Annotated in this window: 10 protein-coding genes and 1 tRNA gene; 7 read left to right on the forward strand and 4 right to left on the reverse strand. The window is 69.8% G+C overall.

Annotated elements, in window-relative coordinates:
- Nucleotides 1–152 precede the first annotated feature (152 nt).
- The 3 genes from ACX9TP_RS21340 (at nt 153) to ACX9TP_RS21350 (ending at nt 3,897) form a co-directional block, all read left to right on the forward strand.
- The gene (locus ACX9TP_RS21340; protein ID WP_482981564.1) at nt 153–1,661 is read left to right on the forward strand and encodes an AfsR/SARP family transcriptional regulator; all 1,509 of its coding nucleotides are present in this window, start codon (nt 153–155) and stop codon (nt 1,659–1,661) included.
- Nucleotides 1,662–1,709: 48 nt separating this feature from the next.
- Complete coding sequence (locus tag ACX9TP_RS21345) at nt 1,710–2,654, forward strand: alpha/beta fold hydrolase (protein WP_482981565.1); 945 nt, start codon at nt 1,710–1,712, stop codon at nt 2,652–2,654.
- Between the two features lie 202 nt (nt 2,655–2,856).
- Nucleotides 2,857–3,897, forward strand: a complete 1,041-nt coding sequence (locus tag ACX9TP_RS21350; RefSeq protein WP_482981566.1) for an exonuclease/endonuclease/phosphatase family protein — start codon at nt 2,857–2,859, stop codon at nt 3,895–3,897.
- 165 nt (nt 3,898–4,062) lie between these two features.
- On the opposite strand, the gene ACX9TP_RS21355 is transcribed toward ACX9TP_RS21350, so the two are convergent.
- Nucleotides 4,063–4,136, reverse strand: a tRNA-Arg gene (locus ACX9TP_RS21355).
- Between the two features lie 261 nt (nt 4,137–4,397).
- Between ACX9TP_RS21355 and sitA5 the strand changes: the two genes are divergently transcribed.
- The 3 genes from sitA5 to ACX9TP_RS21370 are packed head-to-tail and all read left to right on the forward strand — an operon-like array spanning nt 4,398 to nt 6,402.
- On the forward strand, nt 4,398–5,693 hold the full coding sequence (sitA5, locus tag ACX9TP_RS21360; RefSeq protein WP_482981567.1) for a SitA5 family polymorphic toxin: 1,296 nt from the start codon (nt 4,398–4,400) through the stop codon (nt 5,691–5,693).
- Nucleotides 5,693–6,043: a DUF2019 domain-containing protein gene (locus tag ACX9TP_RS21365; RefSeq protein ID WP_482981568.1), complete on the forward strand. Its 351-nt coding sequence runs from the start codon at nt 5,693–5,695 to the stop codon at nt 6,041–6,043. Before sitA5 ends, ACX9TP_RS21365 begins: the two co-directional genes overlap by 1 nt.
- Complete coding sequence (locus tag ACX9TP_RS21370) at nt 6,040–6,402, forward strand: hypothetical protein (RefSeq protein WP_482981569.1); 363 nt, start codon at nt 6,040–6,042, stop codon at nt 6,400–6,402. Before ACX9TP_RS21365 ends, ACX9TP_RS21370 begins: the two co-directional genes overlap by 4 nt.
- A gap of 96 nt (nt 6,403–6,498) precedes the next feature.
- Here ACX9TP_RS21370 and ACX9TP_RS21375 read toward each other — a convergent pair whose 3' ends face one another.
- From ACX9TP_RS21375 to ACX9TP_RS21385, 3 genes are all read right to left on the reverse strand, one after another.
- Entirely contained in the window at nt 6,499–6,762 is a 264-nt protein-coding gene (locus ACX9TP_RS21375) for a hypothetical protein (protein WP_482981570.1), read from the reverse strand.
- 79 nt (nt 6,763–6,841) lie between these two features.
- Nucleotides 6,842–8,671: a galactose-binding domain-containing protein gene (locus tag ACX9TP_RS21380; protein WP_482981571.1), complete on the reverse strand. Its 1,830-nt coding sequence runs from the start codon at nt 8,669–8,671 to the stop codon at nt 6,842–6,844.
- A gap of 35 nt (nt 8,672–8,706) precedes the next feature.
- A complete protein-coding gene (locus tag ACX9TP_RS21385) occupies nt 8,707–14,754 on the reverse strand; it encodes an FG-GAP repeat domain-containing protein (protein ID WP_482981572.1) in 6,048 nt (2,015 codons plus the stop codon).
- 146 nt (nt 14,755–14,900) lie between these two features.
- On the opposite strand from ACX9TP_RS21385, the gene ACX9TP_RS21390 reads away from it, so the two are divergent.
- Nucleotides 14,901–17,222: a discoidin domain-containing protein gene (locus ACX9TP_RS21390; protein WP_482981573.1), complete on the forward strand. Its 2,322-nt coding sequence runs from the start codon at nt 14,901–14,903 to the stop codon at nt 17,220–17,222.
- Nucleotides 17,223–17,346: the final 124 nt, after the last annotated feature.

Genomic DNA, 17,346 nt, shown 5'->3' on the forward strand with positions numbered 1-17,346 from the left:
AGGGCCCGAGCGCGCATCCTCCTGGAGGCGTCCACCGAGAGCGAGTGGGTGGCGCGATGCTTGGAGTGGCTGGGCACGCCATGTACGCCACGCGCTCGATGCGCCAGTGGGGTAGGGGCGCACGCGCGTGGGCGGTGCTAGGAATGGACCCCATGCCGTCCCCTGCGACGCCCACGTCCCTGCGGCTCCTCGGAGGTGCCCGCTTCCACGGGCCCCGTGGGAGCGTGGACCTCGAGGGCAAACACGCCGCGCTCCTCGCGCTCCTCGCGCTCGAGGGGCCCACCGCGCGGGGCCGCGTGGCGGGGCTGCTCTGGGGGGACTCGGCCGAGGCGGTGGCGCGCAACAACCTCAGCCAGACGCTGCGGCGCATCAACAAGGCGTGCGGGCTGGAGTTGGTGCAGGCCGTGGGCACGCAGCAGCTCGCGCTGAGCGGGGGCGTGCCGGTGGACGTGCGAGAGCTGCTCGATCCCGCCACGCCCCCCGAGCGCGCCGCGCAGCTCGCGCTCGCGGGCGAGCTGCTGGGCCGCCTGCAGTTCGACGCGGAGAACGGGCTGGGCGACTGGCTGCGCGCCGAGCGTGAGCGGCTGGGCCTGCGCCAGGAGCCCACGCTCCTGCGCGAGGCGTCGCGCAGGGAGGCCGCGGGGGACGCCACCGGCGCGCTCGAGCACGTCACGCGGCTGCTCGCGGTGAGCCCCCTCTCGGAGGAGGCGTGCCGGCGCGCCATGCGGCTGCACTTCGCGCTGGGCGACCGGGGCGCGGCGCTCGCGGCATTCGAGCGGTGCCGGGCGCGGCTCGAAGAGGAGCTGGGTGTGGCGCCCATGCCCGAGACGTCGCGGCTCGCGCGCGAGCTCGCCCGGGTGACGCCCCCGCCGCGCCCCGCGGCCCCGGGCGGCGCCGTGCCGCTCGCCCTCCTGCACCCGCCGGCGCTGGTGGGCCGCGCGCGCGAGTGGGCGCGGATGGAGGCTGCGTGGGTCGCCGGCCAGGCCATCATCCTCTCGGGCCCCGCGGGCGTGGGCAAGACGCGCCTGATGCAGGAGTTCCTCGGGGCGCACGGGCGCGCCGTCTTCATCTCCGGGCGCCTGGGCGACCGGCGCGTGCCCTTCGCCACCTTCACGCGCACCTACGAGAAGCTCGCGCAGGTGCTGGGCGGGGGCGCGCTGCCGGCGTGGGCCGAGCGCGAGCTCGCGCGCGTCATCCCGGGGCTGGGCCGGGCGGCGCCCGCGGGCGCGGACTTCGACAAGGTGCGCCTCTTCCAGGCCAAGGCCGAGGTGTTCCGCGCCGCGATGGCGCGCGGCTTCAGCGCCGTGGGCTACGACGACCTGCAGTGGGTGGACGCGGCCAGCATGGAGGCGGGCATCTTCATCCTCTCGCACCTGCAGCAGCAGGACGCGGCCGAGGGCGGCGCGCTGCGCGCCGTCGTCTGCTATCGCACCGGGGAGCTGCCGCCCGAGGTGCTCGGCTTCTTCGAGCAGGCGGTGTCCGGGGGCATCGCCGTGCACGTGCCGCTCGCGCCGCTCGCCACCGCGGACGTGGAGGCACTGGTCGCCTCGCTGGACGTGCCGGGGGCGCGCGCGCTCGCGCCCGAGCTCGCCGCGGCCTCGGGGGGCAGCCCCGCCGCCGCGCTCGCGCGGTTCCGGGCCCGGTGGACGCAAGGGGGCTGAGCGCCCTGTCAGACCTGTGTCACGGGGATGAGCGCAAGACGTGACCCCATGACCCGGACCCGCACACTGCTCGTCGCTCTCCTCGCCGTGGTGGGTGCCACCACGGCCGCCTACCACCTGGTGCCCGCGCCATTCGTTGCGCCGCTCATCGCCCTGAACCGCGGGCTCGCGGGGCTCACCCCGGGGGTCGTCACCGTGGATGGGCACACGGTCCACTACCTCGAGGGCGGGCAGGGCGCTCCCGTGCTGCTGCTGCACGGCCTGTTCGGGGAGAAGGACCACTGGACGGAGTTCTCCGCCGCGCTCACGCCCGCGCACCGCGTGGTGGCGCCGGACCTGCCCGGCTTCGGGGACAGCTCGCGCCTGGCGGGCGCGGACTACCGGTACGACGCGCAGGTGGCGCGGCTGCACACCTTCACGCGCGCGGTGGGGCTCGAGCGCTTCCACCTGGCGGGCAGCTCCATGGGTGGCGCGCTCGCGGCGGTGTACGCGTCGCGCCACCCGGAGCAGGTGCTGAGCCTCGCGTTCATCGGCGCGCCGCACGGGCTGCCCACGCCCGAGCCGAGCCCTGTGGAGCGCGAGATTGCCGCGGGCCACCTGCCGCTCGTCGTCACCTCGCACGCGGAGTTCGAGCGGCTGGTGGACCGGATGTTCGTGCGCCGGCCGTTCGTGCCGGGGCCCGTGCTCGCGCACCTCGCGGCGCGTGCCGTCCGCGACGTGCCGGGGGACGTGCGCATGTGGCACGCGCACCGGGCACAGGGGCCCGTGGTGGAGCACCTGCTGCCGCACCTCACGGTGCCGTCCTTCTCGCTGTGGGGGGCGGAGGACCCGGTGTTCCACGTCTCGGGCGCCGCGCGGCTGCAGGCGCTGCCCGGACACGTGGGCCGGGTGCTGCCCGGCGTGGGGCACCTGCCGATGATGGAGCGGCCGCGGGAGACGGGGGCGGCGTACCGCGCCTTCCTCTCGAGCCCGCCGGCGCCTGGCGGCTGGTGACGCAGGGGCGCGGCAATGGACTGTCCCTGGCCAACACCGCCGGCAACTGGCCGTTGCTCCCGGGGACGGCTCAGCGCCGATGGCGCGTTCAAGTCGGACGCCCAGGCCAGGCCGGGAGCGGATTTTATAAGACGGCCGCCGGGACGGGCCCTCATCCTGGATGGAGCCTGAATTCCTCAGCCCATCCCAATCGAAGGTCCCCATGAAATTCAGAGTCGCAGTGTCGGTGATGACCTCTCTCTTCCTCTTTGGCTGTGGGGAGACCCCGGTCAAGGACACGGCGGAGCCTGAGGCGGTGGGCTCGCTCCCCCAGGGCGTCACGGTGAACGAGAACCCGGGCTTCCTGGTGGTCTACAACGTGAACTACGAGAACCTGCCCAACCCCGGTGAGAACCCGTGCGAGGGGGACTGGCAGGACCTCGTCTTCTACATGAAGGACCAGACGTACTCGCCGGACGTCTTCATCGTCCACCAGATGAGCGGCGCGGGCCAGGCCGGCAACCTCGCTCAATACATGCAGCAGAACCTGCCCGGGCTGTATGACTTCATCATCGCCGAGGCGAACCCGGACTCCCAGCTCAGCCCCTGCGGCGAGGCGAAGCGCTACCAGACCAACGCCATCATCTACCGCACCGGCCGCCTGGAGCCCATCGCCGGAACGCGAGACACCTGGCAGGCCGACAAGGGCGCCAATGGCGCGTGCGTGCTGAACGGCCAGTCGCGCTCCATCGGCGTGCGCATGGCCTTCAGGGACAAGATTACCGGCAAGCGAGTCATCCTCGGGTCGACGCACTGGCCGACGGACCAGGGCGGCCCGGCCTCGGACCCCGCGTGCGCGGAGGTCAACATCCAGCGCACGGACGCCAGGGTGCGAGGCACCGGCACCGCCGACCTCATCATCTGGGGCGTTGACTCCAACGAGGGGGACCTCAACTCGAGCGGCGACTTCAAGCAGTGGTACAACCAGGCGAACAGCCAGATCTCCAGCACGGTCAACTACGGCTGGAACGACCCCATCTACGAGGTCTGCGGGGGGAGCAAGGCGTGCCTGGGGGACAACTGGACGGGAGGGGGCGGGGGGCGCATCGACTTCCTCTTCTTCAACGCGGCGGCCCGCTCGTCCTCGGGCCACACCGTCACCTATGACGAGGGCGACGCCGCCGACCGCAAGTTCACCGGCTCGGACAACCCCCTCAACTACTCCGGCCACCGCGCCATCCGGGCCCGCATCCACTACCCGTGAAAGGGGCTGGCGCCGCGACCTTGGAGCCCCTGAGTGCTCGAGGGATCGAGGCGCGACCGGGACAGGGCGTCAGGAGGCGCAGACCCGGTACCCATCGGGCGAACGCGCCTGAACACCACTGGACAGAAAAAAGCCCTGCTTCCGAGGACTTGGGAAGCAGGGCGATGACCCCGACAGGAATCGAACCTGTGGCCTGCGGTTTAGGAAACCGCCGCTCTATCCAACTGAGCTACGGGGTCGTGCTGGCGCGTTATAGCAGGCGGACCGACGCGCGCAACGAGCGTGAGGCCGTGGCGAAAACGCCCCCTGTTCGGACGCGCCCCTGACGCCTACCTGACAAAAGAGGAGGCGACCGTGGAGGCCGCAGCCGTCGCCGTTCGCGGTGCAGCGGCAGGGCAGTATCACCTTCCGCTGTAGGCCGAAGAGGAGGGCCGGAACAGCATCGTCTCCGGAGGGAGCTTTCCGTAGGCTGGAGCCCTCCTTGCTGCCGGAAGTAGCTCATGGCAACCCGTCTGGCCGTCGCGCTCCTGCTCCTCACCCTGCTCAATGCGTGCGCCGCTCCGCGTGCCATCCGCCTCGACACGGGGCAGGGCCCGCCCCTGGAGTTCAGGCCGTCCTCCTCGGACACGTCCGTGAAGGTGGACACGGAAGCCTTCGAAGAGGCGCTGGCGCGGCTGGTGCTGGAAGTACCTCTGACGCTCCGTGCCCCGCAGCAGGGTTTGCTGGTGCGCGCCTCCCACCCGGGGAACAGTGCGGACCCCCGATGGCAGCGCCTGATGCGCAAGAGCTTCGGCGGCCTCTGCGAGCCGGGCCAGCGCAGAGACGCCTGCCTCTCCCTGCTCGACATCGGGCCAGGCCTGGGCGAGTGGGACAAGCTGGGGGTTGCCCTGGGGCTGTCGCTGGAGCCCCTCAAGGAGAGCATCGCCCGGGCGGTGGAGAAGACCCTGGCGCCCCAGATCTTCTACACCGTCATCGCCACGGGCCTCGTCACCTGGGCCATCCTGGCGGCCAATCCCGAGCCGGTGTTCACCAAGGCGGCGGCCATCGTCTCAGCGGTCCTGCTCATCTACCTGGGCGTGGAAACGTTCCTGGAGGTGGTGGAAGCGAGCCGGGAACTGAAGCGGGCCACGGACCGGGCCACCACCTGGGTGGAACTGGAGCAGGCCGGCCATCGCTTCGCCAATCGAGTAGGACCGGAAGTGGCGCGTGTCTTCGTCCTCGCGGTCACCGTGGTGGTGAACCACGGCATGACCGGTGGCGCCGCGTGGCTGGCCTCGCGGCTGTCGATGCTGCCCATCTACATGGATGCTGCGGCGGCCGGGGCCTCACGGGTAGGCATCAGCCTTGCGAACGTGGGACAGGTGAGTGCGGTCGCCGTTGAAGGAAGCACCGTCATCGTCTCCCTGCCCGCTACAGCGGTTGCCATGATGGCCCAGGGCTTGAGAGGCGCCACAGCGGGAGTCGGTCCTGCCGACTTCAGGGCCTGGGGCTCGTTCAGCGGCCTCAAGAGTGCTTTGGGCTCGGCGGGATCTGGCAAGAACTGGCACCATATCGTCGAGCAGACGCCGGGCAACGTGGAGCGATTTGGGCCTCATGCTCTCCACAACACCCAGAACGTCACTCCTCTGGAAAAAGGGCTGCACAGCCAAGTGAGCGCCTTCTATTCACGGAAGATCCTGAGGATCACCGGCTCGCGAGATCTCACCGTGAGGCAATGGCTGAGCACGCAGTCTTACGAGGCCCAGCGCGCATTCGGGTTGCAGGCCATCGAGAACATCAAGAACGGAGTCTGGTGATGAAGCTCGAAGTACTGGTTGAGCAATTCGCCCGGCATGTGCAAGCAGAGACAGAGGCTGGCTGGAAGGGAGATGCAAAAGCTGCCAATAGGCATGTTGATGAGTACTTGGCGGTTTTCGACGAACTCCGCGCCCTTGGAGATACAGGACGCGATGCGCTTGCCGCTCTTTTCAAACATCCACGCATGGATGTCCGCGTTGCAGCGGCGGCATTCCTGCTCCGCCATCGCACGGAGGAGGCCAAGGCAGTTCTGGAAGAGGCCGCGAAAGGCAAGGGGTTGGTCCCCTTCGAGGCGCAGCAGGCCTTGAAGCGGTGGGAGGAAGGTACCTGGGCCTTGGACCCGGCATGACCTTACGCAACTTCCAAGGGGCGAGCGTCGATGAACTCGTCCAAGAGTACGAGCAGGCGGCGGTAGCCTACGGACAGGCGTTGGCCGCTGCGAATCATCGTGCCGCCAATCGGGCCCACGACAAGATTGCAAGTGCCTACCGTGAACTCCGCAGGCGAGCGGCGGCCTCCCATCTCCTCCCGCTGTTGAAGAGCGAGAACGAGAACGTCCGCGCATGCGTGGCGGCACACGCGCTTGAGTTCGCACCAGAGCAGGGGGAACCGGTTCTGTTGGAACTTGCGGCCCGTCCTGGACGAGTCCGGACACCAGCCGAGTACGCGCTCAAGGCGTGGCGCGAGGGCACGCTCAAATTCCCATGACCTAGCGGCCAACGTCGCCGCTTCAGGCCTGGACGCGGCGTCCGCCGCCCGGGTGGAGCGGGCCGCATGGACCGGAGCCATGCCGCCTGCCAGGCCTCACTGGCACTCGCCGTCGTTGCGCGAGGCCCGGGTGAGCTTCCAGGCGCCGGACTTCGCCTCCCGGACGAAGGTCAGCGTGTCCTCCTCATTATTGGTTCCCGCCGCGATCATCGATCCGTGCCAGCGGCCCTTCTTATCCTTGGAGAAGTTGATGGTGTAGTCGGCACCAGACCTGGACGTGTAGCAGGCTCCGCTGCACTTCGACTCCAGCTGCTTCGCCGTCTTGAACGTGTGCTGCGGGAAGGCCTCCTCGCAGTCCACGCTCTCACCCGGCAGGGCGCCCGAGTAGGCGAATGGGAACGTCAGGTGATGCTCGTGAGCAGGTACATGGGGTGGGGGCCTAGTTCAGCAGGAAGCTCGCCTCGTAGATGATCGGCGTCCAGATTCCCGCGGTCCAGTAGATGCGCGCCCTGCTGCCCACCACGGTGGGGAACGTCACCGTCCGGTTGGCACCGATGGTCGTCCCCGTATAGGCCGTGGACCAGCCGCCCCCGTTCCAGTACTCGATGCGATAGCCCGCCGTCCGGTCGCCGAACTCGGACAGGGTGACGGTGTTGAACGCGGTCCTGACACCGAAGTCCACCTGGAGCCAGGTGTTGGCAATGGTGGTGCCGCGGCCCTGCCAGTTGGTGGAGGGGTCACCATCGAAGGCCTTGTCGGCCGTCTGGTTGGCATCCCAGTTCGTGGAGCTGGAGTGGGACTCGTGCCGGGCGAGGTTGGGCTGGTTGGCCGGCGCGGCGTTGAGGTTGAACTCGTAGATGATGGCGGTGTCGATGCCCGAGGTGAAGAACAGGCTCGCCTTGCGGCCGGTGACGGCGGGGAACGAGAAGGTGGCTGACGCGCCGATGGAGCTTCCGGTGTAGGCCGTCTTCCACGTGGCGCCGTTGAGGTATTCGAGCCGGAAGCCGGTGGTGCGGTTGCCGAATTCGCGCAGGGAGACCTGGCTGAACGTCATCTCCCTGCCGAAGTCGACCTCCAGCCAGCTGCCCGCGTAGGAGGTGCCGGGCGCCTGCTGCCAGGCCGAATAGATGTCCCCGTCGAACGCCTTGTTCGCCGTCATCGTGTGGTCCCAGCTCGAGGAGCTGGCGTACTTCAGGACCTCCGAGACGGCTTCGATTCGGTCCGTCCCCTTGTGGAGCGTCGGCGTCAGCCAGCCGCCCTCGTCGAACTCGTTCCACGCGTACACGATGACGGTGTTGGCCTCCGTCGCCCCTTGATTGCTCGCAATCCAGTTGAGGGAGTTCTGCAGGTTCGTTGCCACCTCCGCCGCAGTGGCCTGCTGCACCCACGCATTCGCCGGGGGCACCGGGTTCACGAAAGTGGGCGGGTTCAGGTGGCGGGGCCGGTTGTCCCAGCCCGAGGTGACCCACGGGATGACCTTCTTCCCCGTGGCGGCGTGAGCGTTCCAGTTGCTCTGATTCTGCGTGATGACCGTCGAGTACGCCGCGCCGTCCTGCGTGGCCGAGGCGTAGGCGCTGATGGCGTCGGCGCCAATCGTGTTCGCGATGTTCGCCGCGTCCCAGGAGGACGGATGCATCACCACGAAATAGGGCGTGGGGACGCCCTGCGCCGCCGCCCTGTTCCGCATGTCTGTGACGTACTGCGCCCCCGTGGCGTCGGCGTTGACGCCAAACAGGTAGAGGAGGGGCCGGCCGTTCAGGACCTTCTGGTAGTGGCTGCTCTTGAACTCCGCGACGACGGCGTCGAGCGTGCTGGTGGGGATGCTGTAGGTGCCGACGACGTAGGCGTAGTTCAGGTCCCCGCGCTGCGTGCTCGACTGATAGAGCCGGCGGGCGATGTCGAAGCCGGTGCCGTCCGCGAAGTAGCAGAACGCCCAGTAGTTGATGCCCGCGCGCCGCGCGTAGGCGATGTCGGCATCCATCTGCGCCTGGGTGAGCTGCCGCACCTGGACGGAGTCCCACCCGGTCTCAACCGCGTAGAAGGGCAGCCGGTCATGGAACTGGTGGGGCCCCAGGGCCTGCTCCACCTGGAGCCCGCCCTGCGTGAAGCCCAGCCAGTCCGTGTTCGTTTCACCGACCCAGGCATCCCAGCGGATGGCGCCGACGGTGGCGCCGACGGTGTTTCCAGCATCCGCCGCGAAGGGAAGCGCGGCGGCGACAGCGAGGGCGGCGGCGAACGCCGTCCGTGAGCGGCAGGGCTTGCGTGACATGGGTGTCTCGCTCTGGATGAAACGAGATGGGTGAATCAGGGGCGGCCGAGCATCACGTGGACGCCGCCGCTGGTGAAGGCGACGTCCAGCCGCCCGTCCTCGTTGAAGTCCTTCACGGTGAAGCCCAGCTCGAAGGTGCTCGAGGACGGGTAGATGAAGTTCGACGCGAGCCGCTCCCCCAGTGGCCCCGAAGTGCGTCGCAGCAGGCCGAGCTGGCCATTCGTCATCACGACGACGTCGAGCGCCCCATCCTGGTCGTAGTCTTCGGCCACGGGCGCCTCGCCCAGCGGGCTGCCCACCTTGAACTCCGAGGGCGTGAAGGTCCCCGCCGGAGTGCCCAGCAGCACGACGCCGGGGGACATCACCAGGAGGGTCTGGGGCAGGAGGTCGAGGACGCCATCGGCATTGAAGTCGCCCGCGACCATTGAATTCGGGCCGGACTGCAAGGGGTAGATGGTGGGGGCGCCGAATGGAGCGGCACGGTTGCCGGTGCCGAAGAGGACCTGGACCTCGTAGCGGTACCTCTTCAGCGTCGGGTCATGGAAGTACACCGAGAGGGCCAGGTCGGCCCGTCCGTCCGAGTTGAAGTCCCGGACGAGGAACTGGGTCGCCTCCACCGGCAGCGGCACCAGCCGCACCGGCTCGAACGTGCCATGGCCCCGGCCCGCCGCGCCCTGACCGTAGTGGACCGACAGCGTCGTCGTGTGGCCAACCCCCGAGGTGTAGAACTCGTACCCGGCCACGAGGTCGAGCACGCCATCCGCGTCCAGGTCGGCGACGGACAGCTGCCGCATGGCACGGGTGGCGAAGTTCGACTCCAGGCCTCCCAGGGAGTAGACGCCGGGCGCCGCGAAGGTTCCGTTCGCCACGCCGCCGGAGCGGTTGGCCAGGAAGATGCCCACCGACGACTCGCCCAGCCCCGCGATGTCGGTGGCGCCATCCTCGTTGAAGTCGGCGGTGAAGAGCCGGTACGCCTCGAAGCCGGGGTACTTCACCAGCGGCGAGAAGGTGCCATTGCCCACACCCCCGGTGCCCCCGCCGCGCAGGATGCCCAAGCCCTGGGCGCTGGTCGTCGCCAGGTCCAGGATGCCGTCCGCGTCGAAGTCCGCGGAGGCCACGTGCCACATCTTCTCGTTCGGCGCACCGTAGACGGTGGGAGCATGGAAGGGCGTGGGCTCGAGCGCGGCCGTGCTCCGGGGATAGGTGCCCAGCAGGGACCCGCCGCCTTCATTCGTCACGACATCGAGGATGCCGTCGGCGTTGACGTCCATCATCACGAGCCCGTCGACGTCCCTGTCGGTGGACATGCCCCGCGCCGGGCCGAAGGCGGAGCCCCCCGGCTCGGTGCTCGGCTGGCCGGGGAGGAGGGTGACGCCCGCGTTGCTGCCCACGGCCAGGTCCCTCCTGCCGTCCGCATCGACATCCGCGGCGGTGAGGTCCACCGGGAAGTCGCCCACCGGGTACTTCTTCAGGGGCGTGAAGGCCCCCGCGCCGAGGCCATACGTCACCATGACGGACGAGTCACCGAAGCGGGCCGTGGCCGCGAGGTCCATCCGCCCGTCGCCGTTGAGGTCGGAGGCGATGACCCTCTTCATCCCGTGGAAGGCCTGCTCCGGGCGGCCCGCCAGGATGCGCTGGAAGACGGGGGCGCCCACGGTGCTCGTTCGCAGCAGGACGTCGAGGGTGCCATAGAAGCCGGCGACGACGATGTCCGAGCGCCCGTCACCGTTCATGTCCGCCACGGTCATTCCCTCGTAGCGCAGGGGGAAGCCGTTCTCCGTGGCGGGACTCTGATGAACGATGACCGGCGCTTCGAAGGCGACGCCCGGACCACAGGCCTGGCGCGCATACGCGACGCTCACGCCTGTCTCGGGCTGGACCAGGACGGCATCCAGGAGGGCATCGTCGTTGATGTCGGTCGCGAGCACCTCGGCGAACGACGCGCCGAGCTCGGGGAAGAGGGCGGCCGCGTTGAAGGTTCCGGAGGGCCGCCCGTTCACCAGCCGCCCGGTGAACAGGCTGGCGCCTGCGTACGGACCCGAGGAGCGTCCCGTCACCAGGATGTCGAGCGCGCCGTCAGCGTTGAAGTCGGCGACGGTGAGCGAGGCGTTGTGCAGCCAGTTCGGCGAGGTGGTGGGGAGCAACACGGGCGCCTCGAAGCTGGAGGTGCCGGGCGGCGGGGCGGCGCGTCCCAGGTAGACCCGAACCCCTTCAGTGCTGGTCGTGAGGAGCAGCTGGGCCACGTCCCCCACGCCATCGGCGTTGAAGTCCGCGCGCACGAGGGTGCCCGTGCCCGCCACCTGCGGCTGGGACACCCGAGCCGGGTACTGGCACCGCTCGAAGGTGCGCCGCGCGGTGGCCAGGTTGCCCGCGGCATCCCGGTGTTCGACGTCGACGGTGAACAGGCCCCAGAGGGTCAGCGGGAGCGTGACGGCGAAGGTCTTCGCCTGCGTGCACGCCACCTCTCCCGAGACGGCATTCTTGAAGAGGACCGGGCGGCCCGGTTCCGAGCAGGTCCCCGCCAGGGCGATGGCCGTGCTCTGCCCGAGGTCCGTTCCCACCGGCTGGGTGAGCACGACGGTGGGCACGACGGAGTCCTTGGTCACCGCCAGCTCCAGCTCGGTACTCCGGCCCAGGGCATTCGTGTGACGCAGGCGCAGCGTCACCGGCCCGTCCGGAAGGGAGGTCAGCACGGGGCTCAGGGCGTACGTCCCACCGGTCGAGCAGGTGGCGGACAGGGTGACGGGGGAGAGCAGCTCCACGGCCCGGCCCTTCTCGCTGCACGTGCCCGTGAGCTGGGGCTTCGCCGGGAGGTGTCCGCCCGAGGCCACGTTCGCCAGGGTGAGCACCGGCACCGGCGGCGCCTTCAGGTAGGCGCGCACCAGCTGCGCCGTGTTGCCCGCGACATCCGTGTGCGTGAATCGCAGCGAGCCTTCACCCTCGGGCAGCGAGCCCGAGTCGACCTGGAGGGACCATGCGCCGCCGTTGCAGGCCGCGCTGCCCGTCACGGGCGAGGCCAGTAACACGGGCCAGGCCGGGTCTGTCTCCGAGCACGCGCCGGAGAGGACGAGGGCCGTGCCCGGCGCGTTCGGCACCTCCAGGGTGCCGGCGTTGGCCAGGGTCAGCGTGGGCAGGACGGTGTCCTTGAGCACGATGGCGTCCTGGCGCGTCTCGTTGCCCGCCGCGTCCGTCAGCCGCGTGCGCAGGGACACGCTGCCGTCGGGCACGTTGCGCAGGTCCACCGCGAGCGTGAACTTGCCGGCGGAGCAGGAGGCGCTGGCCGCCACCGGGTGGGTGACCTCCACGGCCCGGCCATTCTCGCTGCAGGTCCCCGACACCGGCACGGCCTGCACCGTGGCCGCGTTGATGTAGTCACCGGGGGCGGGGCGCGTCAGGGCGAGGGCCGGGGCCACCGTGTCCTTGCGATAGGAGCGGTACAGCCTGGTGACGTTGCCGGCCACGTCCCGGTGCTCCAGCGCGAGGCTGCCGGTTCCGTCGGGCAGGTTGCCGAGGCTCACCAGCAGGGACCACGTGGCCCCCGTGCACGCGGCGGTGGCAGCCACGGGGGAGGTCAGCTTCACGCCGCTCGAGTGCTCGGAGCAGGTGCCCAGCAGGTACAGCTCCCCCGTGCTGGCCGCGTTGAGGATGAGGGGGTCCCCCACGTTGGTCAGTGCCAGCGTGGGCAGCACCGTGTCCTTGAGGACGCGCACGTCCTGCACCGTCTCGTTGCCCACGGCGTCGGTGAGCCGCGTCCGGAGGGTGACATCGCCTTCCGGCGCGCCGGTCAGGTTCACATACGTGCTGAACCCGCCGCCGGAGCACGGGGCCGTCGCGCTCACCGGGCCTGAAATCTCCACGGCGCGGCCCTGCTCGTTGCACGTGCCGGCGACGCGCACGGACGTCACGGTGCTGGCGTTGATGTAGAAGCCCGGCCCCGGCGCGGTGAGGGACAGCATCGGCGGCACCGTGTCCTTGAGGTAGGCGCGCGACAACCGGGCGACGTTGCCCGCCCGGTCCGTGTGCTCCAGCTGGAGCGTGCCGGTTCCGTCCGAGAGCTCGGTGAGGCTCACCTTCAACGACCACGTGCCGGAGTTGCAGGCGGCGCTCGCCGCCACCGGAGCCACGACGCGGACCGGGGCCGCGAACGCCCCGTGCTCGGAGCATGCGCCCGTCAGCAGCAGGTCGGGCGCGGTGGTGGCGGTGAGGGGCAACGGGTCGCCACCGGCCAGGGTGAGATTGGGGGGCAGCGTGTCCTTGTAGAGGCCCAGGCTCTGCGTCGCGCTGTTGCCCGCCGCGTCCGTGAGCGTGAGGTGGAGGAGGACGTCGCCATCCGCGGCGCCGCGCAGCGCGGGTGTGTACTCGAAGGTTCCATCCTGGCAGAGCGCTGTTCCCGTCACCGCGCCCGACACCGTGAGCACCTGGCCGTGCTCCGAGCACGTCCCGAGGAGCTTCACCGTGTCGACGTTGGCGGCGTTCACCAGCACCTGCGGCTGACCGGGCAAAGGCGAGGGCGAGGTGAGCTGGAGCGTCGGAGGCGTGACGTCCTTCACGAGCGTGAGCAGCACCTCGGCGGGCGGATTGCCGGCGGTGTCCTGGTGCGAGACGCGCACCTGCAGCGGGCCTTCCGGCAGCTCGGTGAGGCTCAGCATCACGCTCCAGTTGCCCGCCACGCACAGCGCGACAGCGGAGACAGCGCCCTCGAGCCACACCGGCTCGGCGAACTCGCCATGTTCGGAGCAGGTGCCCGTGAAGAGGAAGGCCGGCGCCGTGGCCACGTTGACGTAGGCGCCCGGGAGCGGGGACAGGACGCTCACCGAGGCAGGCTGAGTGTCCTTGTGCAGCGAGAAGTCCTGGCGGGCGGTGTTGCCGGCGAGGTCCGCCTGGGCCACGCGGAAGGCGACGTCCCCGTCCGCGAAGTCCCCCAGCTCATACAGCACGCTGAAGGTCCCCGCCTGGCACGGCGTCTCCACGGGCGTCCCCCCGGCGGTGGCGACGGAGACGGGGGTGGCCTCGCTGCAGGTGCCGGAGACCTGCAGCGCCGTGCCGGTCGCGGACGTCACGCGGGCTCCGGGCGCGGGCGTGAGCACCGTGACGACGGGGGGCACCACGTCCTTGAGGGCCGTCTGCTGCGTGCTCGCCGAGGCGCCGGTGAGGGAGGAGACAAGGGTCGCCGTGAAGGTGAGCTCCCCGTCCGGCGCATCCGTCACGCTGACGTTGGAGAAGGACCAGGCCCCGTCCCAGCCGCACAGGGTGAAGAGCGAGACCGCATGGCCGCTGGGGCCCGTCACGTCGAGGTACAGCGCCTCGCCCGGCTTGTTGCAGGTGCCCCCGGGCTGGAGGCTCGCGCTCCGGGCGGCCGGGATGTAGCCCCCCAGGGAGGCCATCGTCACCTCGAGCTGGACGGTGTCCTTGAAGAGGATGATGTCCTGCTGGGCGGTGTTGCCCGCCGTGTCCCGATGCTGGACGAGGAACTGGATGTCCCCGTCCGGCAGGCCGCTGACGTCCAGCGTGGTGGAGTAGGAGCGCGAGCCGAGGCAGGTGAGCTGCTTTTCGACGGAAGGGGTGGGGGAGGCCGCGGGCCGGGCGCGCACCGTCACCGGCTGGCTGAGCTCACCACACGTGCCACGCACCAGCACCGCCTGGTGGTTCGAGGCGTCGATGGTCGAGCCGAAAGCGGGCTGCTGGAGCGTGAGCTGGGGCGCCACCGTGTCCTTGCGCAGCGTGCGCGAGGCGGTCGCCGTGAGCGCGTGCGTGGCGGTGAACGTCAACAGCCCCTCGCCCTGCTGGGTCAGGCTGACGTTGGAGAGCTCCCAGCGGCCAATGGCCTGGCACTGCGCGGTGGCGGAGAAGCCGCCAGGGCCGGTGACGGCCACCGCCTCTTCCGCGTTCGAGCAGCTCCCGCCGAAGACGAGAAACGCGACGTTGGAGCGGTTGACGATGTCCGTGGCGGGCAGGTCGAACGAGACGCCCGGAGCCTCGAGCCACTGCGCCGCGGCGTCGAGCGGCGCCAGGACGCCGCCCAGACCGAGGACGAGACTGCCGAGGAGCGCGGTCCACCGCGCCCCGCTGGTGATTCCACCCATGACGAGGCCTCCCGAGGCCATTCCTTCAGGGAGTCACCCGCCGGTGGAAATTGTCGCATGCCCGGGCGGGGCGGATGCGACTTTTCCCCGCGCCCGGTGACTCCAGAGCGGAGCCACCTCCGTGCTCCCAAAGGAAGAGTCCCCCCATGTCACAGAGGCAGAACCCGGGATGTGCAGGACGCTGGTCGGCGAGGCTCCTCTTCGCGGCGACATGTCTGGCGAGCACGCTGGCGCCATTGACGGCTGACGCCGGAAATACCCCCGGCGCGGCGGTGGGCGCCATCCGCTGGGACACCTGGGTCGGAGACCGGCATCCCTATGGGCTCGAGAACGAATACACGCTCGGGCCGAGCAAGTGGAGCGACCGGCTCCCGTTCTACGCCGTGAGGACGGGGCCCGACACGGTGCAGATACGCCAGCTGACACAGGCGCAGATGGACCAGGACATCGCCTACGCCAACCGGGCCGGCCTCGATTACTGGGCGTTCTGCTGGTACCCGGACGGCGAGGGCTTCGACATCGCCCGCAACCTGTACAAGTCCAGCACCCAGCGCGGCAACCTCAAGTTCGCCTACATCATCGGCGTCTCCGAGTACCCGGCCGGCTCCGTCGAGTCGATCCTCGCGGACTGGGGGAAGAGCTACTATCAGCGGGTCCTGGACGGGCGGCCGCTCGTCTACGTCTTCGGCCTCGGCGCGAATACGCAGGACCTCCTCGCCCGGCTCCGCCAGGGCGCGGCGGCCGCGGGGATGCCGGCGCCCTATGTCGTGGTGATGCACTACGACTCGGCGGCGGCGGCCCAGGTCGCGAACCAGGCTGGAGCGGATGCCATCAGCGCGTACCTGACCAGTCCTTGGGACGGCGTGCCCTACTCGAGCGTCATCGCGGACAACCAAAGCAAGTGGAACGCCCACGCCGCGACGGGGAAGAAGGTCATCCCGTGGGTCACCGTGGGGATGGACAACCGGCCCAGGAACGAGCGGCCCGCATCCTTCCTCAACCCCGTGCCTCCCGCCAACGCCTGGGCGCAGCAGGCGACGGCCGCCGAGGTCGCCACCAACCTCCAGAACGCCCTCAACTGGATTTCGGCGAACCCGGCGTCCTCCGACGCCAACGCGGTCCTGATGTACGCGTGGAACGAGTTCGACGAGGGCGGCTGGTTGACGCCGACGCTCCAGAAGGGGACCGACCGTATCGAGGCCGTCTCCGAGGTCCTGCGGTATTCCAGCTCGTCGAGCTGGGATTCGACCATGACGGCGAACAAGGCGTTCGACGGGACCCACGGGACGGTGTGGCAGTCAGCGCCTGGGATGTTCGCCGGGCAGTGGCTCGAAGTGGACTTCGGCAGGGACACCACGTTCAGCCAGGCGACGATGAGCGAGTACGGAGACAGGACCCAGGGCTACCGCATCGAGTACCTCAACGGCACGACGTGGCGGACCGCGTACACCGGAGCGAGCATTGGCGCGTCGAGCACCGTCTCGTTCGCGCCGGTGACCGGGCGAAAGGCGCGCCTCTACTTCACCGCCGGGGTCAGCACCCCCATCATCTTCGAGTGGAGCCTGAACAGCGCTCCGTCCCAGGAGACGAACCTGGCCCGGTACGAGTCCTACTCCAGCTCGACGAACTGGGATGCCAACCAGACGGCCGACAAGGCCTTCGACGGTGACCCCTACACCAACTGGCAGGGCCGCGGCGCCAGCATGGCGGGCACCTGGCTCGCCGTGGACTTCGGTGTGAGGACCGCGTTCAACACCATGACCCTCTCCGAGTTCGGGGACCGGACGAGCGGCTACCGCATCGAGTACTGGAACGGGAGTGGCTGGTCCACGGCCTATACGGGGACGACCATCGGCGCGAGCAGGACGGTGACGTTCCCCACCGTGGTGTCGAGCAAGGTCAGGATCTATTACACGTCTGGGTATGCCTCTCCGATTGTCTATGAGGCGTCCGTCTCCCTGACGTCCACCAACCCGGGCCCTGTCTTCGAGTCCCGCCAGTCCCTGCCCGCCATGTCGAGCGGCAGCACGCCGGCCGGGCACGCCGTCACGGCCTCGTCGGAGTGGGACGGCGCCCACGCGGGCTACATGGCCTTCGACCAGAGCACGACCAACTTCGGCTGGGGGAGCATCTGGGCCTCCAACGGCGGCCCGTTCCCACAGTGGGTACAGCGCCAGCTGCCGGCGAGCGCGAAGGTGTACGCCTACCGCATCACCAACCGGGGTGACGGCTGGAACGACCAGGACCCGTCGGCCTGGCACTTCCAGGGTTCCAACGACGGGGTGACGTGGACGACGCTGGACAGCCGCTCGGGTGTCACCTGGTCCAGCCAGGCCCAGACACAGTCCTTCACCGTGCCCGCGCAGAACCGGGCCCACTACACCCACTACCGGCTGCTGGTGACCGCGGCGAGCGGCAGCACCGTCGCGGCGCTTTCCGAGCTGGAGCTGCTGCAGGAACTCGGGTGACGGCGGGGACGAGGCTCCGGCGCTGGCCGGGGCCTCGAACCGCTCGAGGACGTCCTCCGTGATGCGCGGGGGATTGCTTCATACGGAACTGGCCATGCCCTGCGGAACACCGAGCTCGGGGCCT

It is taken from the genome of Pyxidicoccus sp. M15, from assembly GCF_056858435.1.

Coding starts and splice junctions, on each gene's coding strand:
- ACX9TP_RS21380 (WP_482981571.1), bottom strand. CDS start 8,671: ATGTCACGCAAGCCCTGCCGCTCACGGACGGCGTTCGCCGCCGCCCTC.
- ACX9TP_RS21350 (WP_482981566.1), top strand. CDS start 2,857: ATGAAATTCAGAGTCGCAGTGTCGGTGATGACCTCTCTCTTCCTCTTT.
- ACX9TP_RS21340 (WP_482981564.1), top strand. CDS start 153: ATGCCGTCCCCTGCGACGCCCACGTCCCTGCGGCTCCTCGGAGGTGCC.
- ACX9TP_RS21365 (WP_482981568.1), top strand. CDS start 5,693: ATGAAGCTCGAAGTACTGGTTGAGCAATTCGCCCGGCATGTGCAAGCA.
- sitA5 (WP_482981567.1), top strand. CDS start 4,398: ATGGCAACCCGTCTGGCCGTCGCGCTCCTGCTCCTCACCCTGCTCAAT.
- ACX9TP_RS21370 (WP_482981569.1), top strand. CDS start 6,040: ATGACCTTACGCAACTTCCAAGGGGCGAGCGTCGATGAACTCGTCCAA.
- ACX9TP_RS21390 (WP_482981573.1), top strand. CDS start 14,901: ATGTCACAGAGGCAGAACCCGGGATGTGCAGGACGCTGGTCGGCGAGG.
- ACX9TP_RS21385 (WP_482981572.1), bottom strand. CDS start 14,754: ATGGGTGGAATCACCAGCGGGGCGCGGTGGACCGCGCTCCTCGGCAGT.
- ACX9TP_RS21345 (WP_482981565.1), top strand. CDS start 1,710: ATGACCCGGACCCGCACACTGCTCGTCGCTCTCCTCGCCGTGGTGGGT.